This is a genomic window from Bifidobacterium tibiigranuli, from assembly GCF_022655035.1.
Classification (GTDB): domain Bacteria; phylum Actinomycetota; class Actinomycetes; order Actinomycetales; family Bifidobacteriaceae; genus Bifidobacterium; species Bifidobacterium tibiigranuli_A.
Map to the genome: position 1 here is coordinate 29,303 of NZ_JALCUA010000001.1, position 18,647 is coordinate 47,949.

The 18,647-nt window shown below is 60.7% G+C and carries 15 protein-coding genes and 1 tRNA gene; 3 read left to right on the plus strand and 13 right to left on the minus strand.

The genetic code is table 11. From position 1 onward, the window contains the following. Nucleotides 1–150 precede the first annotated feature (150 nt). Together LKK40_RS00105 and LKK40_RS00110 are read right to left on the minus strand one after the other, a co-directional pair. Nucleotides 151–717, minus strand: a complete 567-nt coding sequence (locus LKK40_RS00105) for a 4-hydroxybenzoate polyprenyltransferase (protein WP_304308159.1) — start codon at nt 715–717, stop codon at nt 151–153. A gap of 160 nt (nt 718–877) precedes the next feature. Then, a complete protein-coding gene (locus LKK40_RS00110) occupies nt 878–1,042 on the minus strand; it encodes a hypothetical protein (RefSeq protein WP_304308161.1) in 165 nt (54 codons plus the stop codon). Between the two features lie 396 nt (nt 1,043–1,438). On the opposite strand from LKK40_RS00110, the gene LKK40_RS00115 reads away from it, so the two are divergent. Genes LKK40_RS00115 through LKK40_RS00125 form a run of 3 tightly spaced genes read left to right on the plus strand, consistent with a single transcriptional unit; the run spans nt 1,439 to nt 5,075 of the window. Continuing rightward, complete coding sequence (locus LKK40_RS00115) at nt 1,439–3,076, plus strand: efflux RND transporter periplasmic adaptor subunit (RefSeq protein ID WP_304308162.1); 1,638 nt, start codon at nt 1,439–1,441, stop codon at nt 3,074–3,076. A gap of 2 nt (nt 3,077–3,078) precedes the next feature. Next, a complete protein-coding gene (locus LKK40_RS00120; protein WP_304308164.1) occupies nt 3,079–3,849 on the plus strand; it encodes an ABC transporter ATP-binding protein in 771 nt (256 codons plus the stop codon). After that, nucleotides 3,846–5,075, plus strand: coding sequence for an ABC transporter permease (locus tag LKK40_RS00125; protein WP_304308166.1), 1,230 nt, complete (start codon nt 3,846–3,848; stop codon nt 5,073–5,075). Before LKK40_RS00120 ends, LKK40_RS00125 begins: the two co-directional genes overlap by 4 nt. Before the next feature lie 24 nt (nt 5,076–5,099). On the opposite strand, the gene LKK40_RS00130 is transcribed toward LKK40_RS00125, so the two are convergent. The 11 genes from LKK40_RS00130 to LKK40_RS00180 form a co-directional block, all read right to left on the minus strand. Then, nucleotides 5,100–5,180, minus strand: a tRNA-Leu gene (locus LKK40_RS00130). A gap of 49 nt (nt 5,181–5,229) precedes the next feature. Next, the gene (locus tag LKK40_RS00135; RefSeq protein ID WP_304308167.1) at nt 5,230–6,261 is read right to left on the minus strand and encodes a Ppx/GppA phosphatase family protein; all 1,032 of its coding nucleotides are present in this window, start codon (nt 6,259–6,261) and stop codon (nt 5,230–5,232) included. Between the two features lie 113 nt (nt 6,262–6,374). Continuing rightward, nucleotides 6,375–6,992 (minus strand): DUF501 domain-containing protein, encoded by a 618-nt coding sequence (locus LKK40_RS00140; protein WP_434735117.1) that lies wholly within the window; start codon nt 6,990–6,992, stop codon nt 6,375–6,377. Nucleotides 6,993–7,084: 92 nt separating this feature from the next. After that, on the minus strand, nt 7,085–7,645 hold the full coding sequence (locus LKK40_RS00145; protein WP_304308170.1) for an FtsB family cell division protein: 561 nt from the start codon (nt 7,643–7,645) through the stop codon (nt 7,085–7,087). Between the two features lie 110 nt (nt 7,646–7,755). Next, a complete protein-coding gene (eno, locus tag LKK40_RS00150) occupies nt 7,756–9,051 on the minus strand; it encodes a phosphopyruvate hydratase (RefSeq protein ID WP_273222076.1) in 1,296 nt (431 codons plus the stop codon). A gap of 411 nt (nt 9,052–9,462) precedes the next feature. Next, nucleotides 9,463–13,086, minus strand: a complete 3,624-nt coding sequence (mfd, locus tag LKK40_RS00155) for a transcription-repair coupling factor (protein ID WP_304308172.1) — start codon at nt 13,084–13,086, stop codon at nt 9,463–9,465. 49 nt (nt 13,087–13,135) lie between these two features. Next, entirely contained in the window at nt 13,136–13,735 is a 600-nt protein-coding gene (gene pth / locus LKK40_RS00160; protein WP_304308174.1) for an aminoacyl-tRNA hydrolase, read from the minus strand. Between the two features lie 298 nt (nt 13,736–14,033). Beyond that, nucleotides 14,034–15,689, minus strand: coding sequence for an ABC transporter substrate-binding protein (locus LKK40_RS00165; protein WP_304308176.1), 1,656 nt, complete (start codon nt 15,687–15,689; stop codon nt 14,034–14,036). Between the two features lie 36 nt (nt 15,690–15,725). Then, nucleotides 15,726–16,742, minus strand: coding sequence for an ABC transporter permease (locus LKK40_RS00170; RefSeq protein ID WP_304308178.1), 1,017 nt, complete (start codon nt 16,740–16,742; stop codon nt 15,726–15,728). 2 nt (nt 16,743–16,744) lie between these two features. Then, nucleotides 16,745–17,788: an ABC transporter permease gene (locus tag LKK40_RS00175; protein WP_273222066.1), complete on the minus strand. Its 1,044-nt coding sequence runs from the start codon at nt 17,786–17,788 to the stop codon at nt 16,745–16,747. After that, a complete protein-coding gene (locus LKK40_RS00180) occupies nt 17,775–18,647 on the minus strand; it encodes an ABC transporter ATP-binding protein (RefSeq protein WP_304308181.1) in 873 nt (290 codons plus the stop codon). The genes LKK40_RS00175 and LKK40_RS00180 overlap by 14 nt, the downstream gene beginning before the upstream one ends.

Here is an 18,647-nt window from a genome sequence, read left to right on the forward strand (position 1 = left end):
AGGCACGTCATAAACCCACGGATGGCATTATATAGGCACACTGTGGCCGCGCCACGCCGCTCAGCCGTCAGCGCACTGACATCGTTATCGCGTTTGCCGCCGCCGCAACCTTAGTTACAGTGCCGTCTTGGCATAACCGCTGAAGTATTCTCAGTACAGCGCCCCGTACACCTTGGCGAGGGTGAAAGCTCCGAATATTGCAAGCACCAGCGTCAACACGCCGATGGCAATGACCGCACCCTTGCGGCGAGACAGCATCCTAGGTGCAATCGAGCCAAGGAAAAAGGCGGCGAATCCCAATGCGGCGCAGTTCACGCCGATGAGGATTACCTGGCTATTGCTCAGCTCAGCAAGTCCCAGCGGCGTGAGCATCGAGTTGATGAACGCCGTGAACACCGCGCATCCCCAGATCGTGAAGCCGAGCAGCCCCGCGACGCCATAGGCGACCGGCATCAGGGAAGGCCGCAGCCTATTGCCCAGCGACTCGACGCACCACAGCAGCGCGAAACCCACGGTGTAGGTGAACGCCACCGCCAGCAGACATGCCACCGCCGCCCAAGGAGCGAGCGCGAACCGGTTCTGCGCCATGCCGGCAAACATCGGCGCGCAGATGATCTCGCCCACGCACAAAACCCCTGCGGCGGCAATCGCCTGCACAAGCATGATCGGCAGGCCGGATTCCTCGTCGCGCGTGATATTCGTCCATTGTCGAGCCATGACGTTCCTTTGCTGTGTGTTGCCTGTACTGCCGTACCGATTGCTCACTCCATGCTATATGCCCATATGCCTAAGTTTTCAGAAGGCACGGCAGTCAGTGTTTTAGATAGTCAAGCATCCCGTAAACAACAGCATCCCAGCAGAACCAGTTATGACTCAGCTACTGACCTAAACTTTTCAGGCGCTTCTTCAACTCGACCAGCGGCAGGCGATTTTCCGGCTTCAATGCATTTTCGGCGCGTCGCAGCATGCGCTCGCGGAATTCAGGGTCGTTCTCATCCTTTACGAACACCCTGGAATCAAGCAAATGCAACTGTTCAGTCATATAGCCACCATAGCCTAGCTACCTGCAATAATCAACGGAGCAGTAACCATCATATTTCATGAATGAATTACTTAAAAAGATAAATACACATCCGGAATTCGCAATCTCCCTTATCCCACGAAACGCTACCAGCAGATAAGCGAGTTAACACAGCTGTCCTCATTTATGGGGACATTCAGGGGAAATTCAGGGTGTTCCCCGATACCATGACAGCGGGCAATGTGCTGGAATGAATGGTGACCGGATATTCGGCATGCGCCTGCACAGTCAATGGGGCGTTCTGGCGTTTTGCGGTTTTCTGGCACACAGATGTGTTGAATGTCAGACGACGGCAGAGCGCTTGGGGAAGCCAAGGATGCCTCCCGCGCCGTGCCCGCCAGGGAAAGGAACATACCAATGCAAGACGCAAGGCCTGACCACGAATGGACACCGATTCCACAGGCTGACGGCGAGGATGCCGCTCAGTCGCAGGGGGCGGAGACGGAACCTCAAGGAGCACAGCAGCAGGGGGCGCAATCGTCAAACGCGCGATTCCAAAGGGTGCAGCCGCAAGAGGCGCAGCTCAGCGATTTTGTTCAGGAGCAGGGTGTTCAGGAGCAGGGTGTTCAGGAGCAGGAACCCGGGGAAACGACACGCCAGATGCAGCCGGTGGCTGGCCTTGGATCGAGCAACGCTGGCGCGCAATCCGACGTCACCGGTGTGCTGTCCGAAACCTCAGAAAACCTTGAGGGCACTGAAAGCGCTGAATTCGGCAGGCTCATGCAGGAGCGCAAGGCACGTAAGAAGAAGCGCCTGATCCGCCGCATCATCATAGCCGTCGTCATCGCAGCACTGGTGCTCGGCTTCATCGTCTACAACGCATTGCGGCCAGCAGCAGGAAGCGGAGCGTCTGCCGCTCCCACGGCAGCGGTCGAGCAGGGGCTTTTCATCGATCAGGTCAACTCCACCGGATCCATCGAGCCCATTTCCTCGACCGTCGTCGCGCCGGAAGTCGACGGCACCATCGGCGAGGTGAAAGTGCAGGAAGGCGCGAATGTCAACGCCGGGGACGTGCTGTTCACCATCAACAACGACAAGCTCGATCAGGATGTGAATCAGGCCGACCTCGCGCTGCGCGCCGCACAATCGAGCCTCAACGGTGCACAAGCGCAGGTCAAACAGATCAACACCAGCATCGCGAACGCGCGACGGCAGGGCGGCACTCAGGGTGATGCCGCAGCTTCAGCGGCCGGCGAGCAGCTGCCCGCCGCACAGAGCGGAGTGGACAGCGCGCAAATCGCCGTGCAGCAGGCGCAGGCCACCTATGATCAGGCAGCGGCCCAGCTTGGCAAACGCACGGCGACGGCTCCTGTCGCCGGCACGATTCTGACCATGAGCGCGGTCCCAGGCACGGCCGTTTCCGCCGCCGGCACCGCAGCGGCCTCGGGAAGCGGCAAGCCGCTGTGCCAGATATCCGACCTGTCGCGCATGAAGGTCAATGTCAATGTCAACGAGCTTGACATCACCAAAATCGCCAAGGACCAGGCAGCCAAAGTCACTTTCTCCGCCGTCCCCGGCCTCACGCTCGATGCGACGGTCGACACCATAGCCAGCACCACTTCCGCTTCCCAAGGCGATTCTGCAAATTTGGCGGCGGGCGCAGGCTCCCAAGGCTCGGGCAGCACCGGGTATGCAGTGCGCTTGGTGATACCCTCCCCCGACCCACGGCTGAAACCGGGCATGACCGCCAACGTGAAAATCACCACGAAGCGCATTGACAACACGCTGATGGTGCCGATTTCCGCCATCACGGACGATGGCAAAGGTGAAAGCTACGTGATGCTCGAAACCAATGCCGACACCCACGAGTCGAAACGGGTGAACGTCAAGGTCAAAGACAAGAACAGCACCAAGGCCGCGGTCGACGGCAATCTCAAGAAAGGCGATAAAGTCGTCGCGTCCGGCAGCGCGAACTCTGCAGAAGGCTCGTCCGGTACTGATGGGTCTGCGACCGTGGGCAGCGCGTCCGAAGCCCCGCTCGAGAAGGTGCGGTAGCCATGTCACTGCTTCATATTCGATCCCGTGCTAAGGCAGAGCCTGTTAGCACCGACCCGACTGCCACCTCGCAGCGCCCATCGACCAGCGCCGCAATCATCGAGACCCATAGCATCAACCGCATCTTCGAAACCGGAGAGACCTTCACGCATGTGCTCAAAGGCGTGTCGCTGAGCGTGCGCGAAGGCGAATTCCTAGCGATTATGGGGCCAAGCGGCTCGGGAAAGTCCACGCTGATGAGCACGCTCGGCCTGCTCGACCAGCCATCCTCAGGCAGTTACCGGCTCTGTGGCATGGACGTGCACGACTTGAGCGACGACGAGCGTTCCGACCTGCGCGGGCGACTCATCGGCTTCGTATTCCAGTCCTTCAATCTGCTGCCGCGCACCAGCGTGCTGCGCAACGTGATGCTGCCGCTGGCCTACTCCGACTGCCCGGTGCGCCAACGCGAGACACGCGCCATCAAGGCGCTGCGTTCGGTGGCGTTGAGCCCGATGCTCTTCGACCGCAAAACCAATGAACTCTCCGGCGGCCAGATGCAGCGCGTGGCCATCGCCAGGGCGCTGGTGCGCAATCCGCCGCTCATTCTGGGCGACGAGCCGACTGGCAACCTCGATTCCAAAACGGGCGAGGCCGTGATGCGCACCTTCGAACGGCTGCGAGATGCGGGCAAAACCATCGTGCTCATCACGCATAGCCCCGAGGTCGCCGCCCGCGCCGACCGCTGCCTGCACATGCGTGACGGCGTGCTGCGTGAAGGGATGTACCGATGAAGGCTCGTGATCTTATAGCGGAGACCGGCTCCGCGCTCAAAGCCAACAAGGGCAAAAGCGCCCTGACGATACTCGGCATCGTCATCGGCATCACCGCCGTCATCACCATGACCTCTCTGGTCGGCGGCATCCGCGATGCGCTGGTGAGCGAAATGGGCATGAACGCAGCGCGCGCAATCAGCATCTACCCTTATAACGGCGCTGGCGTCAGCGATGATCAGCTGGCTGCGATGCGCGAGCAGCTGCCCGACTACGAGTACCTCTCCCCAGCGAACTACGGCTCCGCGCAGGAAATCGCGACGCCGACCACGACCGAGAAGCTCTCACCGTCCATAACCGGCGTCGATGAGCACTACTTCGATGTCTCAGGCCTGAAAATAGCGCAAGGGCGGGCATTCACCCAAGGCGAGTCCGCCGAGGGCTCGATGTCGGTGATTCTCGACAAACAGGCTGTACAGAAGCTTTTCGGCAGCGCGGATGCGAATCCGGTAGGCAAGATCGTGACCTTGGACGGCACCGAAGCGACCGTAGTGGGCGTCGTCGAAAACTCGGCGCTGATGGGTGGCGGAGGCGGCGGCAACGGCAGTCTGAACATCTACATGCCCGTCTCCGCCGTGTCGCTGCGGTTCGCGAGCGCTGGTGCCGGCTATCAGCAGATCTTCGGGCTGGCCAAGCAAGGCGTCGACGTTGCGAAGCTCACTGAGCAAAGCAAGACCACCGCCGCGAGAATCCTTCGGATACCTGCCGACCAGATCGATCAGGAGCTGTCGGTGTCCAGCGCGCAGTCCGTGATCGACCAGATGAGCAGCTTCATGGGCGCCTTCCAACTACTGGCAGGAGCCGTGGCCGGTATCTCGCTGCTCGTGGGCGGCATCGGCATCATGAACATGATGCTGACCAATGTGACTGAACGCATCCGCGAAATCGGACTGCGCCGCGCTCTAGGCGCAACCCGCCACGACGTGACCGCCCAGTTCCTCGCCGAAGCCATCGCCATCACCGTGATGGGCGGCCTCATCGGCACCGTGCTCGGCTACGGCCTATCGATGTCGCTGTCCGGCCTAGTCGGCGGCATGGTGGGCGGCATGACCATAGCTCCCTCGGTTTCCGCACAGTCGGTCATGCTCGCAGTCGGCATCTGCATCGCCGTCGGCGTCCTTTTCGGCTATTACCCCGCCCGCCGAGCCGCCCGCCTCGACCCAGTTGACGCCCTGCGGCATCAGTAGCGTGCGGACATTGTATTGGAAAAGTACCCCCGGTGGGACTCGAACCCACAAGCCAAAGGCGACTGATTTTAAGTCAGTTGCGTCTACCGATTCCGCCACGGGGGCATAGTCTGGCCTGCATCACGCAGGCTGACCGTAGCTATTATGCCACGGGCTATGCCGTTCGCTTCTCAAAGCGCTCCTTCAGCAGCCGCCGGCCGTAGTCAAGCACGATACCGTCGAGCAGCCCGTGCTCGCTGGCGACGAAGGAATCCAGCGGTTCGGCATGGTCCTGCGCGGCTGCCTCGGAGACCCTGGCGAGCACGCGGTTCCAGACCAGCGCTCCCCCGCCGACCACGTCGATGCGACCGGGATGAATCGTCTTGTATTCGCTGCGCTCGGCGCGGGTCATGTTGAGGAACTGGTTATCAACGTCGAAGGCCTGAGCAAATCGGATACGCACACCGTCCACGGCCTTGTGATCGTATTCCTTCAAGCCCAATGCCAGCGCGGTCATCGTGGTCACGGTGCCCGACACGCCGATGATGGTACGCGTTTTGCCCGCAGGAACCTGCTGGAATGCCTCGTCGATATGCTCGTCGATATCCGTGGCGGCCTCGCGAATCTCCTCGGTCGTCGGTGGATCGGAGCGCAGATGCCGCTCGGTCATGCGCACCGACCCGATGTTCATCGAGAAGGCCGCCTGCACCTGCGTGTCCGGCGTACTCACCCCGTCGCCGCCAAGCACCAGCTCCGTCGAGCCTCCCCCGAGGTCCACGACGAGATAGGGCGCTGCGAGGTCATGCCTCGGCGCGACGCATGTGGCGCCAAGAAAGCTCAGCGCGGCCTCCTCGCTGCCGGGGATGACCTCCGGGCGCACGCCAAGAATGCGCTCCATCGAGGATTCGAACACCTCGCGGTTCTCGGCATCGCGCGTGGCCGACGTGGCTACAAAGCGGATGCCGTCAACCGGGTGCTCGGCCAGCACATCGGCGAATTCGCGCACTGCGGCATCGGCGCGTTCCAGCGCCTCGTCGGCGAAGCGGTGGGTTTTGTCCACATCCTGCCCGAGCCGAATCACCCGGAGCATGCGGGGCACGATGTCATGCGTGCCATCAGCATCGACGCGCGCGATTTTGAGACGAATCGAGTTTGTGCCGCAATCGATGCCCGCGACCGTCACTGCATCCCGTTGTGAACCTTCCATAGCCCTCGCTGCTCCTTCTTCGTGCAGATTGTTCGTGCAAACACAATCCTCAATAACAGTCCTCAATAACAACTCGCCTGAGTATACGCCGCCACGCCGTCTCGCTGCCCAATTCAGTCCTCAATCTGCGTCGTGCATCGGCACACGGTCGGGCTGAACTCGTCATGAACCCGGACCAAAGCCAAGTCGCCTATGGGATTAGCCCCAGACCCCATGACCAGCGTCTGCGCCAGCAGCGCGTGCAGGCATTTAACGCGCGTCGGCATGCCGCCCGCGCTGGTACCCACGATATGCTCCTCGCTGTCACCCAAGCGGGTTGCCAACTCATGTCGGAATGCCAGATACAACGCATGGGCACGTTCATAGGCCTCATGCACTGCGTCATCCGTATTGAGCAGCTCGTTGTATTCGCGCATCACGCCGTTCGCTTCCAGATGCGAGATCGCTTTGACGGCCTCGGGACTGGTGAGGTAGCAAGTCGTGGGGAACGGGGTGCCGTCGTCCAGTTCCGGCCGGGTGACGACCGCGAGTGGCCGGCCGCAGACGCACCGCGCACCGACGGCGACCATGCCTCGGGGAAAGCGCCCCAACTGCTTGCGCACCATAGCGATATCGTGTGCATTGGCCGAGTCAGCGAGGCATCGGTCAACCAGCGTGACGGCCTGCGCGCGCATATCGGCGTCGATTGCGCCCTGCAGTCGGGTCTGAGGCTGGGCCTGGGGTTGAGTCATCTGCGCTCCATTGTCATTGCCGTTGATATTGTGAAAGTCGTCATAATCGCCGCTATCGCCATTCGCTGATATTCTCCATGACCAAGCAGACGTTACTTGCCCGATGTGCCGCCATTCGACGCTGCACCATTCCCTTGCGCGTCGCCAGCACTACCTGTGCCACTAGCACCGCCAGAGCCGCCAGCAGGACTTTTCGCACCCTGCTCGTTGGCGGTTTTAGGAAGCGGCGCGTCAGCCTGCTTGAAGGCATAGGACAGCTCGCCGTACCACGGCAGCGCCTTATGCCCATCCTGCGAGGAAGACCCGTTGGCTTCGGAGTCCTTGGAATTGCCCGTGACCGCCTCGGGGTGTTCGACGCGAATCGCCTGCTCACCGGGGAAGACGAAGCCCAGGCGTTCACGCGCCTGCGCGGTGATGTAAGCCTTGTCGTTCCACCGGGCGATATTGTTCTCCAACTCCTGCTTCTGGGCCACAAGCGAAGCTTCCTGACGCTTGAGATTGTTGAGTTCAGCTAGATTCAGCGCATACGAATGAAATGTGGACACCAGCTGAATCGACCCTAGAGCAACGATGAACAGTGCAATGAAGAACGCGACCGGTCCGCTTCCGCGTCTAGGCGAGGAAGGTCTTGCAGGACGGGTCGATTTGCTCATAGACATGAAAATACCCGTCGCATTCGACTTGACCGAATGCGACGGGCACTGAAAAACCCGCGTGGTGCGGTGCAGCGTCACACGCCACACCGCACCAGGCGAATCACACCTTACTTGATGTACTGCTTGCAGGCCTTGAAGGCGCTGTAGCCAGCGTAGAGCGCGGTGGAGCCAAGCTCCTCCTCGATCTCAAGCAGGCGGTTGTACTTGGCGATACGCTCGCCACGAGCCGGGGCACCGGTCTTGATCTGGCGAGTGTTCTTCGCAACGGCCAGGTCGGAGATCGTGGTGTCCGGGGTCTCGCCGGAACGGTGGGAAACCATCGAGGTGAAGCCATTCTCGGTAGCCAGCTCGATCGCGTCGAGGGTCTCGGTGACGGAGCCGATCTGGTTGAGCTTGACGAGCAGCGAGTTGGCGGCCTTGAGGTCGATGCCCTTCTGCAGACGCTTCGGGTTGGTCACGAGCAGATCGTCGCCGACGAACTGCAGCTGGTCGCCCAGCTCAGCGGTGATCTTCTGCCATGCATCCCAATCCTCTTCGGCGTAGGGATCCTCGATGGAGACCAGCGGGTACTTGGAGACGAGCTCCTTGTAGTAGTCCAGCATGTAGGCCGCATCGCGGTCAGCACCGTCGAAGTGATAGGTGTTGCTCTCCTTGCTGTAGAACTCGGAGGACGCCACATCGAGGCACAGGCCGATCTGCTTGCCGGGCTCATAGCCGGCAGCCTCGATGGCCTTGACGATGTACTTCAGGGAGTCCTCGTTGGACTTCATCTTCGGCGCGAAACCGCCCTCGTCGCCGAGACCAGTGTCGTGGCCGTCCTTCTTCAGGATGCCCTTGAGGGTGTGATAGACCTCGACGCCTGCGCGCAGAGCTTCCTTGTAGGTGTCGAAGCCGTAGGGGGAGATCATGTATTCCTGGATGTCGGTCGCGAAATCAGCATGCGCACCGCCATTCATGATGTTCATGTTCGGAACCGGCAGGATGTGGCCGTTGGTGCCGCCGATGTAGCGGTACAGCGGCAGACCCGCGGACTCGGCCGAGGAATAGAGCGCGGCCAGGGAAACGCCGAGGATGGCGTTGGCGCCCAGCTTGCCCTTGTTCGGGGTGCCGTCGAGTTCGATCATCGTTTCGTCGAGCGCGCGCTGATCGGCGGCATCCATGCCGATGACCTTCGGCGCGATGACCTCGTTGACGGCCTTGACCGCATCGAGGACACCCTTGCCCTGATAACGGGACTTGTCGCCATCGCGACGCTCCCAGGCTTCCGCCTCACCGGTGGAAGCACCGGAGGGGACGAGGCCGAGGCCCTGAGCACCATCATCGGTGTCGAGAACTACTTCAACAGTCGGATTGCCACGGGAATCAAGAATTTCGCGCGCATATACGCTTTCAATTGCTGCCACAACTACTCCTTCAAGCGTTGGTTGTATGACACCGTCAAGAATAGTGTGCTTGTTGGACGACAGCGCGCCTTGACGGCACCGCCCGCTGGGAGCGTTCACATCCGACGGCGGAAGGATGGCGTTTGCGTTGGGCGAATAGCTGGGCAAACCAAAGAAATCGATGCGCTGTGCTTATTGCATCACGATTAAATTAATCACGATGCAATAAATCGTGATGCAATAAGAGAATTTCCGCCTGCTTGCACGGCTTGAGCCACCCTACTGATGAATTAACATAACTTTAACTGATGAATTTGCATATTCTGATTGATGCGCTATTGCGCAGTACACCGCGTGCATGAGTGATTCTTCAATGGATTGGCTCGCACCTTTCGGGCAGCTTCGAAAAAGCGCGAGCGCATCCAGCCGAACTTATCCGCGAGGTGTACCCTTCCACGCCAGATCTTCGAGCAGTTGCTCGGCCCAGTGCATGATCTGCTCGCTGCTCATCGGCGCGGAGCCGAGCGAGCCAGCGAAGGGCGCGGGGATGAGCATGGTGTGGGTGACGGGGCGGTATTGCATGCCGCGGTAGATGCGCGACATACGCATTTGCAGCGATTCGGGCGGGTCGATCTTGCCCACGCGCACGCGGCTGCCCTGCGTCACGATTTCGCTGATGCCCAGCTCGCGCGCCTTGGCCCGCAGCCGCGCCACATCGAAGAGCGTCTCGAATTCCTGCGGCAACGCGCCATAGCGGTCGGCCAGCTCCTCGCGCAGATCGGCGAGATCCTGTTCGCTGCGTGCGGCAGCCAGCTTGCGGTAAGCCTCAAGACGCAGCTTGTCGGAGTCTATGTAATCCACCGGAATCGACGCCTCGATAGGCAGATCGATGGTGACGGCCACCGGCTCGTGGCGCTCCGGTTCCTTGTACTGCTCCACAGCTTCGGAGACCATGCGCACGTACAAGTCGAAGCCGACGCCCTCGATATGCCCGCTTTGCTCGCCGCCGAGCAGATTGCCGGTGCCGCGCAGCTCCAGATCCTTCATCGCCACGTCGAAGCCCGAGCCCAGCGCGGTGTTCTGCGCGATGGTTTCCAAGCGGTCGTGCGACTGCTGGGTCATGGGCTTGGCCGGATCGTAGAGGAAGTACGCATACGCGCGTTCTCGTCCACGCCCGACGCGCCCGCGCAGCTGGTGCAGCTGGCTGAGTCCAAAGCGGTCGGCATGGTCGACAAGCAGCGTGTTGGCGTTTGAGATATCGAGGCCGGTTTCGATGATGGTCGTACACAGCAGCACGTCGACGTCACGATGCCAGAAGTCGCGGATGACCCCGTCGAGCTGCTTCTCCCCCATCTTGCCGTGGGCGACGCCGATGCGCGCCTCGGGCACCAGCTCGTGAATCTTCGCAGAGACACGGCCGATATCCTCCACGCGGTTGTGCACGTAGAACACCTGCCCGCCGCGCAGCAGCTCGCGGTTGATGGACGCCTTCACCTGCGCGTCCTCGTATGCCCCGACGTAGGTGAGCACCGGAAGCCGATCCTCGGGCGGGGTCGCCAGCGTCGACATTTCGCGGATACCGGTGACGGCCATCTCCAAGGTACGCGGGATAGGCGTGGCCGACAGCGACAGCACGTCGACGTTGGTGCGCAGCGCCTTGAGTGTCTCCTTGTGCTCGACGCCGAAGCGCTGCTCCTCGTCGATGACGAGCAGCCCGAGATCCTTGAACTTGATTTTGGGGTTGAGCAGCTTATGCGTGCCAATCACCAGGTCAACCGTGCCGTCCGCCAGACCTTTGAGCGTCTCGTTGATCTCCTTGGTGCTTTGGAAACGGCTCAACGCCGCCACCTTGACCGGGAAGCCCTCGTAGCGCTCGGTGAAAGTCTCGTAATGCTGCTGCACCAGCAGAGTCGTCGGCACCAGCACGGCCACCTGCTTGCCGTCCTGAATCGCCTTGAAGGCCGCCCGCACCGCGATTTCGGTTTTGCCGAAGCCCACGTCGCCGCAGATGAGCCGGTCCATCGGCACGGATTTCTCCATGTCGGCCTTGACCTCGTCAATGGTCGTGAGCTGGTCGGCGGTCTCCTGGTAGGGGAAGGCGTCCTCAAGCTCCTTCTGCCACGGGGTATCGGGGCTGAAGGCGAATCCGGCCGTGCTCTGCCGCGCCGAATAGAGCTTGACTAAGTCCTCGGCGATCTCATGCACATGTTTGCGCGCCTTGGCCTTGGTCGCCGCCCAGTCCGAGCCACCCAGCTTGTTGAGCTTCGGAGCTTCGGCACCGATGTATTTGCTGACCTGGTCGAGCTGGTCAGTGGGGATGAACAGCTTGTCAGGCGGGGCGTTGCGCTTCGAAGGCGCATATTCGATGACGAGGTATTCTCGCGTGGTTTTGTTCGCACCGACACCAATCGTGCGCTGCTTCATCTCGACAAAGCGCCCGATGCCGTGCTGCTCGTGCACGATGTAGTCGCCGGTTTTGAGCTCCACCAAGTCGATGGCCTTGCGACGGCGCTTGGGCGTTTTGGCCTGCGCTCCCGCGCTCGTGCGACCGGTAATGTCACGCTCAGTGAGCAGCGCGACTTTGGCGGCGTTGTCGACAAAACCATCAATGGCATGCGATCGGACACACTCGAACTTCGTGATGCCGGTTTCGTTGATCACGCGCTTCAAGCGTGACAGCGTGCCTTGCGCCGGAGAGGTGACCGTCACCGCATAGCCATCGGCAATCAGCGACTCGATACCATGCGAGGCCTTGGCCTCATCACCGCGGAACTGCGCGGGATCCTGAGCATCGAGCTGCACATGACCCGGCCTGCTTGCATCCACGCCGAAGGACGTAAGCTGAATGACCTCGTGCCGGGAGAATTCCAACGCGCTGATGGTCTCGTCGTAATCAAGAAAACTCGCCTGCTCGAAGCTGATCGGCGCACCCGCACCATGCCCGGCAGCGGCCACATGCCAGCTGGCTGCGAGGAATTCGTTCGCGGTTTTCGTCAGATCCTCGGCGGCGCGGCGCAGCTTCTCCGGGTCGGAAAGCAGCATAAGCGCATTGTCGGGCAGCAGCCCGGCGACCGGCTCCATATCGTCAATCAGCGCGGGCATGAGCGATTCCATGCCTTCTACCGGTATCGCGTTGGCGATTGATTCGAGCATGTCGTCGGCGTTGGGAATCCGGCCGATGAGCGACTTCGCCCGCTCGCGCACCGCATCGTTGAGCTGCAGCTCGCGGCAGGGCGTGGCCCATATGCGCGGTACGTCGTCGCCGTAGGTGCGCTGGTCGGAGGCATGGAACTCGCGGATGGAGTCGATTTCATCGCCAAAGAATTCGATGCGCACCGGGTGCGGCGCAGTGGGCGGGAAGACGTCAAGGATGCCGCCGCGCACCGCGAATTCACCGCGATCCATCACCAAGTCGACGCGCGTATAGGCGTTCTCGACCAGTCTGCCTGCGGCCTCGTCAAGCGGCAGTTCCCTGCCCTGCTCGAAAACCAGCGGCTCCACGTCGCCAAGGCCGGCCACCACTGGCTGGATCAGCGAACGCACCGGCATCACGAGTATCTGAATCGGCCCGAACATGTCGCTGCCGGGCTGCGGGTGCTTCAGCCGGCGCATGACGGCCATGCGGCTCGCCACGGTGTCGGCGCGCGGGGAAAGTCGCTCATGTGGCAGCGTCTCCCACGCCTCAAATTGCGCGATGGCATTGGGGTCGCCCTCATACCAGGAACGCAGCGATTCCACGGTTTCCTCGGCTTCGCGGCTGGATGCCACGACCAGCACAACCGCAGTATGTCGCGCCGCAGCAGCAGCCGCAGCGATCGCCGGGCGCAGACCACTGGGTACACCGACGATGATGCTGGGGTCGGTTTTCGATTCGGGCTGCTCGATGTCTCCGTTGGCCAGCGCTTTGAACGATGGGTCGCGTTCGAGCGATTCGAGGACGCCAATCAGTGACTGGTGATCGGAAAGAACTGCAGCAGCCTTGTTCCTTCTGCCCGCTGGTGCTGCTGCGCTTGCTGCCGCGTTCTTCGTTGTGCTATCCGCCACTACCCTATCCATAACCGCTGTATTTGCTGTCCGATCTATCACTGCCGCATGCACCGCTGTTTCACCTACCATTAAAGCGCTCCTGCGCAGCGTTCAGCCCGTCAACAATCACCGTTTCCGCGGCATCGGCGCCGTCGGCCAGGAATTCCGGCAGCTGCTTGCGCTGGTCAGGATTGAATCCGCCCAGCACCCAGTCCACAGTGTTGTCGTGGGCATGCGGGCCGCGCTGAGCATGGCCCACCCCCATGCGCACGCGCGCATACTGGTTCGTGCTTAAGGACCGGTCAATGGATTTGATGCCGTTGTGACCGCCGGCCGAGCCGCCCGTCTTGACCTTGATGCGGCCGAATTCCAAGTCCATATCATCATGGATCACCACGATGTGCTCGGCCTCGATGCCGTAGTACGCGCTGATGGATGCCACGGCGTTGCCGGAGTCGTTCATATAGGTCAGCGGCTTGGCGAGGAAGAATTTGACCGAGCGTCCTTCGAGATTCATCACGCCCTTGCCCAGTTTGGCAAGCCCCTTATGGTCGGAGAGGGAGAGTGACCAGCGCTCAGCGAGCACATCCGCCGTCATGAAGCCCATATTGTGGCGCGTGCCCTCGTATTTGCTCCCGGGATTGCCCAATCCCACAATCAGCCAGAACGCCGAAGCCATACCATTCTCTCTTTCCACCCGCACAGTTCATCTACATGGACCGTCACCATCGCGCGCCGCAAACCGGCCGCACTCACTGCGCGTCATAATCGCGCATATCAGCCGATTCATGGTACCGAAGGTAAGAGACGAGAGACGCACGTGCTCGGCTGAAAGCGTATCGGCGGAACGCGCAAAAGGCCGGTTCCCGCGCCCGAAGCGTATTGCCTCAGGCGTGGGAACCGGCCTTGCGTACATCGTTTACGATGACGACCTATATATTGGGGCCGCTAGCGCTTTCAACGCTCACACTCTGATGTCAGGACTTCGGCGCCAGAATGCTGTAGTCGACGGTGCTGTCGTAGCGATATGACATGTTCTGCAGCTTGGTGCTGTACGCCTGATTCGGCTGGCGGTAGAGCATGGGAAGGTTGCTTGCCTCATCGTTCAGGAAGCTGCTGAACTTCTGCCAATGGGGAGCAGCTTCCTTGCTCGTGGATTTGCCAGCGTTCTTGGCCGCATCGAGCAGACCAGTGTATTCGTCGGTAGGAGCAAAGGCGCTGTTGTTGTCGCCCTTCGTGGAGAAGAAGTTGTCGAGGCCCGCAGGTGCCTGCGCTTGAGAACGATTCGCCACCATCAGCGCCTGGAAGGTCTTGTTGGCGCGACCGCTGGCGAAGTCCGCCGCGGAAAGCTGCTTCACCGTGACATCGAAGCCGGCCTGCTTGGCGGACGAGGAGATCATCACCGCCGAGTCGATGATGTCAGGCACGAGGCTCGACACGCTCAGCGTGACGGGGACACTCGTCTTGCCCGCTTCCTTCAACAGAGCCTTCGCCTTGGACGGATTATAGGTGTATGCAGGCTTCGCTGAAAGCCCGGGCACGCCCATAGCCGGCGTGATCCAACCGCTGCTTGCCTTCGCCTTGCCCTGGTAGACCTGCTTGATGATGTCATCGTAAGGAACGGCATAGCGGAACGCCTGACGCACACGCTGATCATTGAATGGGGCCTTGTTCTCCACCAAGGTCAGGCCGATGAACTCCGTCGGGTTGTCGACCTTCGGAAGCTGCACTTTGTCGGCAATGGAAGTAGCATCACTCGGGCTCAGCGCCTCGGAGACATCCACATCGCCGCTTGCCAGCATCTGCGCACGGGTGCCGGAATCAGCGACGACCTTCATGGTAATCGTGGTGAACTTCGGCTTGTCCAACGGGTAGTTCGGATTCGCCTTCAGCACCAGCTGCTGTCCTTCGGTCACCGACGAGACGGTATAGGGACCGTAGCCGGCTCCCGTGTTCTGAGCCGCCCACTTCGTCGCCCAAGGGTCGTCCGGCGTCACATGCTTGAGCATCTCGGTTTTGTCCCAGATCCTTCCCATCTGACCGGTGAGGTTGGGCAGGAGCAGTTCACCCTTATCCACGTCATGCAGGTGGATGGCGATCGTGTGGTCGTCGACTATCTGAACCTGATTGATGTTGTCGAAGAGGTTCGCGATCTGCGGCAGCCTGCCGCCGGATACATTCAGCTTGCGCTGCAGTGACCAGTACACGTCCTGTGCGGTGAAGGGATTGCCTGCCTGCGATTTGACGCCCTTGCGCAGATGGAAGGTGTAGGTCTTGCCGCCGTCGCTCACGGTGAAGGGATTGTCCTTGTCAGCCAGGACACCCTCGTACTTGGTGAAGTCCTGCACTTGCACGCCGTTCTTCTCGACATACTTGTACCGGATAAGGTTCACCATGGTCTGCGACCATATGGTGTAGTTCTCGTTGGATGCAGCCCACGTGCCTTCAAGGTCGTAGCTTGTCGGCATCGCCGCAATGGCCGCAGTCAGCGAGCTGCTTGAGGAGGAGCCGCCCGAAGCGGAGCTTCCGCCCGCGTCCGGCACCGAATTGGAGCAGGCGGCCATCGCGAAGACAGTAGCGAGGGCAAGGAATGCCGCCGATATCTTTCTACGAAGTCTACTGTGCATATGCATATGCGTTTCCTTACTTCTCTGTTGTGTGGTTGTTGGTTATTGGTTTCCCCGACGGCCCGCAAGCTGGCGGATGAGGGGGATGGCTTTTGGTATGGCTTTGGAGGAATAGGAGATGCCCAAAACCGATGCGAAGAGGAACAGGGACGGGAATACCGCCTCCCACCAGCGTCCGAGCATCATGGATGAGATGCCCTTGGAGATCATGTATCCCCATTCAGGAGTCGGGGCGTTCACGCCGATGCCGATGAATCCCAAGGCAGCCAGATTGATCACGCAGTTGCCGAAGATGAGCGGCAGATTGCGCAACGCCGGCCCGATGGAGTTCGGGATGACATGGACGAACGCGGATTCGAATGAGGATTCGCCGGCCATCTGAGCCGCCTCAAGATAATTCTCCCGTTTCACCCGCAGTATCTCGACGCGGGTGAGCTTGATGGGGGCCTGCACCAGCACCAAGGTCAGCGAGGTGATCAGCGCGAAATTGGAGGAGCCCATAAGGCCCACAACGACAATGGCCAAGATGATACCTGGTATCGCGATGATATACTCGCTGATCTTGTTGAGTACACGGCCCACGTTGCTGATTACCCCTTTCGAGCTTTCGGTGAGGCCGATGAAGGTGCCGATCAGCACGCCGAGCACCGTGCTGAGCACAGCAACCACAATGGCGAACTGGACGGCGATGCGAGTGCCGTACAAGGTGCGCGAATATACGTCCATGCCCACGGAGTCAGTGCCGAACCAGAATTTGGAATTCGGGCTGAGCCGCGCCGCGCCCACAGTCGTCGTCGGCGAGAAATGCGCGAGTGCGGGAGCGAACAGGCAGATGGCCACAATGATGATCACCGGCAGAAATGCCCCGATGATCGTCAGTATCTTGCGCGCCGTGCTGCTGCCGCGGATTGTTGCACCCGGTTGCGCCGCTGGGGGCTGCGCTGTGTGTAACTGATTGTGAGCCGACTGTGTACGAGACGATGGTGCATGAGCTGGCTTTGCCGGAGTCGGCGTGGCCGAAGACAATGCCACCGAACCTTGAGTCATCGAGATTTCCATGATTAATCCTCCTGATTTGCTACGCCGGGGCGTCTGCGCGGGTCAAGCCACATATTCACCAGATCCACGAGGAAGAACGCGAACATGCAGAACGCGACGCTGAGGATGAGGAAGCCTTGCAGCGCGGGGAAGTCCACCGACGCGACGGAGCGCACCGCCAGCGCGCCGATGCCGCCGAAGCCAAACAGGCTTTCCACCGTGACCGCACCGCCGATAAGACCGCCGAAGATCAGGCCGAATACCACGACGACGCTGGAAAGCGAGCGGCGGAATATGCTGATGTAGATCCACTTCCTGCCCACTCCTGCAGCGACTTGGAACTGGGTGGTGGTTTCGGCGAGCTCACGGTCGAGACCGCCGATCAGCTGCGTGAGCAGATTCGGCGTGTACGTGAGCATCATCGAACCGACCGGCAGGATGTACAGCACCAACGTCTCTCCCAGCTGCGCCCAGTTGCCGGTGAGCATCTCGTCGAGGATTGGGAAGCCTGTTACCACTGGAAGTGTGCCGGAGGAGACCCTGCCGAGCGGGGCCGGCAGCCATTTGAGGATGACGTAGAACAGCATGATGCTGAACACGGCGACAACGAATACGGGAATGCTGGTCGCAAACGATGCATACGTGCGGATGGCGCTGCGCAGCGTGCGATTCGAGGACCGAATGTAGAGGAATCCCAGCAGCAGCGCGAATATCAGCGCCGCACCAAGACCCAAAGTCACCAGTTCGATCGTGGAAGGCAGTCTGCTCAGGACCTCCTGCGTCACTGGCTTGCCGCTGACCGTCGAAGTGCCCAGATTGCCGACGAGCGCCCCTTTGACGAAATTCGCGAACTGATGCCATATCGAGCCGCCAAGGCCCATGGATTCAGCCTGCGCCTCATACTGCGCGTGCGTGTAGCCCTCGCCGCGCGAGGCCAGGGAGAGCTGCACCGGGTCGCCGGGCAGCAGCCGGACCAGAAAGAAGGCGATGATGGAAAATGCCGCGATGTCGATAGGCAGCTCGACGATGCGCCGCAGCCACCACATGTTTTTCTTAAACCAATTCATTGCCCAGCTCCTTCGACGACGGATTGCTCCCCTGTGATTGTTCAGACAACACCTGCTCAGACGATGATTGCCCATACGAGTAGGCGTGCAGCAGCGCCTTGGTGTATTCGTGGCGCGGATGCTCGATGACCTCCTGCACCGAGCCGGCCTCGACCACATCGCCCTGCTTCATCACCATCAGGTCGGAGCTGATGAACGCCGTGGCGGGCAGGCCGTGTGAGATGAATACCAGTCCTATCCCGCGCTTCGCCGACTCCTTCTTGATCAGATTGAGCACCGCGCCTTGCACAGAGACATCAAGCGCCGAAACCACCTCGTCGCAGATGAGCAGTTTGGGACTCACGACCAGCGATCTGGCGAGCGCGAAGCGCTGGCGTTGCCCGCCTGAAAGCTGGCGGGGATAGTGCGAACACAAGGCGACATCCAAGCCAAGCTCGCTGACGATCGTCTCCGTTCGCTGCACGATCTCGTCCTTGTCGTGGATCTTAAGCAGCTTGCGAATCGGAGCGGCAATCGATTCGCCCATCTTCTTTTTCGGGTCAAAAGACGAGGAGGTGTCCTGCGCGACGTATTGCACGATGCGGCGGTATTCGAGCAGATCCGTGGGATTCGCCATCCACTGCTCCAAGGGCAGTCCGTTGATGGTGATTGTGCCTTCCGTGGGCTTTTCGAAGCCCACGATCATTCTCGCCAACGTTGATTTGCCCGATCCGGACTCGCCGATGACTCCTATGGCCGAGTCCGTGGTGGCTTCGAGGCTGATCTTATTGACGGCGGTGAACTGCTGCTTGCCGCGCCCGAAGCGTTTCGTGACGTCTTTGACCGATAGCGTGAAATCGTCATTGCTATTGCCAATCAT